The following is a 1,767-nucleotide window of genomic DNA, read 5'->3' on the forward strand; positions in this document are numbered from 1 at the left end:
TGGAGCGGGTGATGGGAATCGAACCCACGTCATGAGCTTGGGAAGCTCAGGTTCTACCATTGAACTACACCCGCATATAGTGGATTCTATGGGGATTGAGCGTCCATGACAAGCACCAGGCCTGCGCGGCGACTGTGCCCGCTGTCAATAAGCTCAACAACATCCGCTAATTAGAGGACACATCATGGATCAGCTACCAACCCGAGAAGAGGATATCGAACAGGCCTCCCGCTCACTCAAGGCCATGGCCCATCCCTTGCGTCTCAAGGTGCTCTGCGTATTGGGATCGGACGAGATGAGCGTGCAGGACATCGTCGCCGCCGTCGGTACCACCCAGAGCAACATCTCCCAGCATCTGGCCATTCTTCGGGAAAAGGACATCCTACGGGCGCGCAAGGACGCCAACAAGGTGTATTACCGTGTCGGCGATCCGCGAACGCTGCGTTTGATCTCCATGATGTCCGAGGTTTTCTGCAACCTGCACGGCTGAGGGGGCAGACGCTTCACTAGAGAAGCGTATAAGAATATAATGATGGATTAGCCCGGGAGGAAGCCGTTGGCGCCCCCGGGCACAATTCAACACATCAAGAGCCCGATTTTCTGGTGAGGGTAGACATGTCCGGTCCATCGCGCGGCCTACGCCGTATCTCGATCCTCCTGCTGGCGGCAGGGCTGAGTCCAGCCGTGCACGCTCTGGACTTTGCCGATTGCGTCCAAGACGCACTGCGTCAAAATCCCGCGATGCTCGAGGCCCATGCCCAGGCTGCCGAGGCCCAGGGTGCGGTGTCCTCGGCGCAGGGGCATCTGCTGCCCAAGCTGACGGCGTCCTTCTCCGCTTCCCAGTCCAACAACGCGCTGACGGTCTTTGGCATGAAACTGTCGCAGCGGCGCGCTACCTTCAATTCCTTCGGGGCGAACCAGTTCGATCCCAATCTCGGCGCCGCCGGTCTCAGTATCGCTCCCGGCAACCTGGATCATCCCAGCGGCTACCACAACTTCGGCACCAAGCTGCAGTTGGATATTCCCATCTGGAATGGCGGCGCCATCCGCGGCGGTATCGATGAAGCCACGGCCATGCTGCGCGCCGCCCAGAACGGCGATCGGGCGGCTCGGCAGAAACTCATCTTCGAGATTCTGCAGGCCTACGACGGGGTGGTCGCGGCACAGTCGGCCATCGAGGTGGCAGAAAAGTCCAGGAAGGCAGCCGAGGCCTATGTCAAGACCTCGCGTCAGCTGCTGGCCCGGGGCGTCATCGTCAAGAGCGATCTGCTGAGCGCCGAGGTGCATCTGGAAGAGGCGCAACTGGCGCTGCAGCACGCCCGTGACCAAAGGGAAAATGCCCTGGAAAACCTGGCCGTGCTCATCGGTCGTGCCAAGACCGATGGTCTGGAGGTGGGCGCGCCGGTGATGCCCAGCTTCCCGCAAGGAGATCTGCAGCAATTGCAGGCCCAGGCGCTGGCGGACAATGCGGGGATCCTGGCACTGCGCGAGCAGCTGAAGGCAGCGCGGGCGGGGATCACGGTAGCGCGGGCGGCCTACATGCCGCACATCAACGCCATGGCCAACCAGGAATGGAATGGCACCGGCCTTGGTAACGGTGCACCCTCCTATACCGTCGGTGGTGAGGTGAGCTGGGCGGCGCTGGATTTTGCGCGGGGCGGGCAGGTGGACAGCGCCCGGGCCAAGGTACAGCTGCAGCTGGCCAAGTTGCAGCAGGCCGAAGATCACCTGCGGGTGCAGCTGGGCCAGGCCTGGCGCGCCGCGCAG

General features: G+C 62.1%; 2 protein-coding genes and 1 tRNA gene. 2 read left to right on the top strand and 1 reads right to left on the bottom strand.

The features are described 5' to 3' along the window. A tRNA-Gly gene (locus Q0C23_RS07445) sits at window positions 1-74 on the bottom strand. Between the two features lie 110 nt (window positions 75-184). Between Q0C23_RS07445 and Q0C23_RS07450 the strand changes: the two genes are divergently transcribed. Together Q0C23_RS07450 and Q0C23_RS07455 are read left to right on the top strand one after the other, a co-directional pair. Next, window positions 185-490, top strand: a complete 306-nt coding sequence (locus Q0C23_RS07450; RefSeq protein WP_291511735.1) for a helix-turn-helix transcriptional regulator — start codon at window positions 185-187, stop codon at window positions 488-490. A 125-nt stretch (window positions 491-615) separates the two neighbouring features. After that, window positions 616-1,767: TolC family protein (locus Q0C23_RS07455; RefSeq protein WP_291511736.1), on the top strand; the 1,152-nt coding region annotated here is incomplete at its 3' end.

The sequence above is a fragment of the Acidithiobacillus sp. genome, assembly GCF_023256195.1.
In the GTDB taxonomy this organism is placed as follows: Bacteria; Pseudomonadota; Gammaproteobacteria; order Acidithiobacillales; family Acidithiobacillaceae; genus Acidithiobacillus_A.

What these genes read in the sequence shown, in the direction of transcription:
- Q0C23_RS07450 (WP_291511735.1), top strand. Translation starts at nt 185, where the DNA reads ATGGATCAGCTACCAACCCGAGAAGAGGATATCGAACAGGCCTCCCGC.